The sequence below is a fragment of the Pseudomonas sp. FG36 genome (genome assembly GCF_057809275.1).
In genome coordinates, this window is sequence record NZ_JBMDJQ010000075.1 from 1 (window position 1) to 4,245 (window position 4,245).

Annotated in this window: 2 protein-coding genes; both read right to left on the minus strand. The window is 67.9% G+C overall.

Annotation, left to right across the window (positions count from 1 at the left end; all coding sequences use genetic code 11):
* Positions 1–1,144, minus strand: a 1,144-nt coding sequence (locus tag ACODS9_RS26410) for a condensation domain-containing protein (RefSeq protein ID WP_489095115.1), incomplete at its 3' end; no start/stop codon positions are given.
* A gap of 15 nt (positions 1,145–1,159) precedes the next feature.
* The coding region (locus tag ACODS9_RS26415) for an amino acid adenylation domain-containing protein (protein WP_489095116.1) at positions 1,160–4,245 on the minus strand (3,086 nt) is incomplete at its 5' end.

The window sequence follows — 4,245 nt, forward strand, 5'->3', positions numbered from 1 at the left end:
GCTCGGGCTGCAGCGCCTCGACCAGTTGCTCGAACGGCAGGTCCTGGTGCGCCTGGGCCTGCAGCGAGGCTTCACGCACCTGCTGCAGCAACGCGGCAAAGGTGGTCTGTGGCGCGAACTCGGCCTTGAGCACCTGGGTGTTGACGAAAAAGCCGATCAGCCCCTGGGTTTCGGCGCGGGTACGGTTGGCCACCGGCACACCGACGCGGATGTCGGCCTGCCCGCTGTAGCGGTGCAGCAGGGTCTGGAAGGAGGCCAGCAACAGCATGAACAGGGTCACCCCCTGCTGGCGCGCCAGGGCCTTGAGCCCCTGCGCCAGGGAGGCATCGATATCGATGGCCAGGCGTGCGCCCTGGAAGCTCTGCACCGACGGCCGCGGGCGGTCGACAGGCAGCTCCAGCAACGGCTGCTCGCCCGCCATCTGCTCGCGCCAGTAACCGAGCTGGCGCTCCTGCTCGCCCGCCTCCATCCAGTCGCGCTGCCACAGGGCGTAGTCGGCGTACTGGATCGGCAGCTCGGCCAGGGTCACCGGCGAACCCAGGCGCAAGCCCTCGTACAGGCGGATCAGCTCGTCCACCAGGATCGGCGTGGACCAGCCATCGGAAACGATATGGTGCACGGTCAGGATCAGCACATGCTCTTCAGGCCCCAGCACCAGCAGCCTGACCCGCAGCAACGGACCATGCTCCAGGTCGAACGGCTGCTGCACCTCGGCCTCTACCCGCGCGCGGATGGCTGCCTGCAGATCCGTCGAATCCGCAGGCACGAAGGGCTCCACCGCCAGCGCCACGGGCATTGGCGGATGGACGATCTGGACCGCCCCGTCACCCTCCTGGCGGAAGGTGGTGCGCAGGGTTTCGTGGCGCGCCACCAGGCTGTCGAAGCTGCGCTGCAACGCCTCGACATCCAGCGCGCCCTTGAGCCGCAGCGCCGCCGGGATGTTGTAGGCGGCGCTGTGCGGGTCGAGCTGCCAGAGGAACCACTGGCGCTGCTGTGCATAGGAAAGCGCTGCCCCGTCCGCCGAGTCCCTTCTGAAGATCGGGGTTACCCCGTAGAGGTTGACACCCTGGCGCTTGAGCAAGGCTGCCAATGCCTTGCGCTCCCTGGTGGACAGCGACTTTACGGAGTCGAGCAGCTCTTGCACTTTGAATGTCTCCCGCTAAGCGATCAGATTATCTATTTCCTGTGCAGTAAGACGTTTCAAGGCCTCCAAGGATTTAGTCAGCTCGTCATGGGCATTGGCGACCTGCCCCGACTTGCGCTCCACCACCTGGCTGAAGTCGGCCAGCGTGGCCTGTTCGAACAGCTCGTTGAGGCTCAGGTCGACGCCCAGTTGCTCGCGCACCCGGCCGATTACCTGGACGATCAGCAGCGAGTGTCCGCCGAGGTCGAAGAAGTTGTCCTGCAGGCCCACCCGCTCGACCTGCAGCACCTCGGCCCAGATCGCCGCCAGCTTGCGCTCCAGCTCCGTGACCGGTGCCACGTGGGCTGCCTGCAGCTGGCTGGCATCCGGCAGCGGCAGGGCCTTGCGGTCGAGCTTGCCGTTGGGGGTCTGCGGCATGCGTGCCAGGCCGACCAGATGGCTCGGCACCATGTAGTCCGGCAGGCCGGCCTTCAAGTGTGCACGCAGCTCGCCGCGCAGCGCTTCCACGCTTTGCTGCGCATCGTGCAGCACCAGGTAGGCCGCCAGCTGCTTGCCGGCCGGGCCATCGATATCGATCACCGCGGCCTCGCGGATCGCCGGATGCAACAGCAGGCGCTCCTCGATTTCGCCCAGTTCGATACGGAAGCCACGGATCTTCACCTGGTGGTCCAGACGCCCGACGTACTCGATCACCCCGTCCTCGCGGTAGCGGGTCAGGTCGCCGGTGCGGTACAGGCGCGCGCCCGGCTCGCTGGCGAACGGGTCCGGGACGAAACGCTCGGCGGTCAGGCCCGGGCGGTTGTGGTAGCCCCGCGCCAGGCCGTCGCCGCCGATCAGCAACTCGCCACGCGCGCCTTGCGGCAGCACGTCGAGCTCGTCGCTGACCACGTGCAGGCGGGTGTTGGCCAACGGCCGCCCCAGCCACACGTCGTCGCTGCCGGTCAGGTAATGACAGGCCGACCAGATGGTGGTCTCGGTCGGGCCATAGACGTTCCACACATGCCCGGCCTGGGCGATCAGGCGCTGGGCCAGCTCGGCGCTCAGCGCCTCGCCGCCGCACAGTACCTTCTTGCCGGCAAAGGCTCCGGACGCGGCGGCGTCCAGCAGCATGCGCCAGGTCGACGGGGTGGCCTGGACGACGCTGACTGCCTGGGCCTGGATCACCGCCAGCAACGCCTGCGGGTCCTTGTTCACCTGCTCGCCCAGCAACACCACGCAGGCACCGCGCAACAACGGCAGGTACAGCTCGAGGCCGGCGATATCGAACGACAGCGAGGTCAGCGACAGCACCTTGTCATGAGCATCGATACCCGGCTGGCGCGCCATGCTGCAGAGGAAGTTGACCAGCGCATCGTGGCGGATGGTCACGCCCTTGGGCTTGCCGGTGGAACCGGAGGTGTAGATCACATAGGCAAGGTTTTCCGGGTGTGCCAGCGGGCGCGGATTGTCCTGGCTGTACTCGCCCGGCAGCGCCTGGTCGAGGCACAGGCTGCGCACCTGCGGCGGGATCGGCAGGCGTTGCACCAGGCTGGACTGGGTCAGCAGCAGCGCGATGCCGCTGTCCTCCATCATGTAGGCCAGGCGGTCCTCGGGGAACTGCGGATCCAGCGGCACATAGGCGCCGTCGGCCTTGAGCACCGCCAGCAGGCCGACGAGCATGTCCAGGCTGCGCTCCACCGCGATCCCCACCAGCACATCGGGGCCGACGCCCAGGCTGCGCAGGTGGTGGGCCAGGGCGTTGGCGCGCTGGTTCAGTTGCGCGTAGCTCAGCGACTGCTCGCCCAGCACTGCGGCGACGGCCTGCGGCGTGCGGGCAGCCTGTGCCTCGATCAGCTGCTGGACGGTCTGCCCGCGCGGGTAGTCGGCGGCACTGTCGTTCCAAGCGTACAGGGTGCGCTCGCGCTCCTCGCGGCTCAGCAACGGCAGTTCGGCGACGCGCTGCCCGGCGTCCTGGCAGATGCCCTGCAACAGGTTGCGCCAGTGCTCGGCCATGCGCGCCACGGTCGCCGGCTCGAACAGGCTGGTGGCGTAGGTCAGGGTCGCGCTCAGGCCGCCTTCGTGCTCGGCGGTGTCCAGGGTCAGGTCGAACTGTGCGGTCTGCTTGTCCGAAACCAGACCCTGCAGGCTGAGGCCCGCAAGTACGCGGGATTCACCCAGCACCTGGGTCTGGTGGTTGAACATCACCTGGAACAGCGGGCTGTGGCTCAGGCTGCGCTCGGGCTGCAGGGCTTCGACCAGTTGCTCGAAGGGCAGCTCCTGGTGCGCCTGGGCGCCCAGGGCGGTGTGCTTGACCTGTTGCAGCAGCTCGTCGAAACGAATCTGCGGCTGGAAGCGCGCATCCAGCACCTGGGTGTTGACGAAGAAGCCGATCAGGCCTTCGGTCTCGGCCCGGGTGCGGTTGGCCACCGGCACGCCGACGCGGATGTCCGACTGGCCGCTGTGGCGATGCAGCAAGGCCTGGAACGAGGCCAGCAGGAGCATGAACAGGGTCACGTCATGCTGCCCGGCCAGCGTCTTGAGCTGGGCAACCAGGCTTGGCTCGAGGTCCACCGCTAGGCGCGCACCTTCATACTGCTGCACCGCAGGGCGCGGGCGATCGGTGGCCAGTTCGAGGATCGGCTGGGTGCTGCCCAGGCGTGCCTGCCAGTAGTCGAGCTGGCGCTGTTGCTCGCCGGCTTCCATCCACTGGCGCTGCCAGGCCGCGTAGTCGGCGTACTGGAAGGCCAGCGCCGGCAGTTGCGGGGCCTGACCGTGCAGATGGCTTTCATAGCCGCGCACCAGTTCGTCGACCAGGATCGGCATCGACCAGCCGTCGGCAACGATATGGTGCAGCACCAGCACCAGCACATGCTCGTCGGCGGCCAGGCGCAGCAGGCGGGCGCGCAGCAACGGGCCGTGTTGCAGGTCGAACGGCTGGCGCACCTGGGTCTCGACCCAGGCCTGCACGCCGGCTTCGTCAAGGGCTGCAGTGGTAATGTCCAGCGGCGTTTCCAGCCGCGCATGCAGCACCTGCTCGGCACTGTCGCCCTGCTGGCGGAAGGTGGTGCGCAGGGTTTCGTGACGGGCGATCAGCGCGGCGAAGCTGCTGCGCAGTGCCTCGA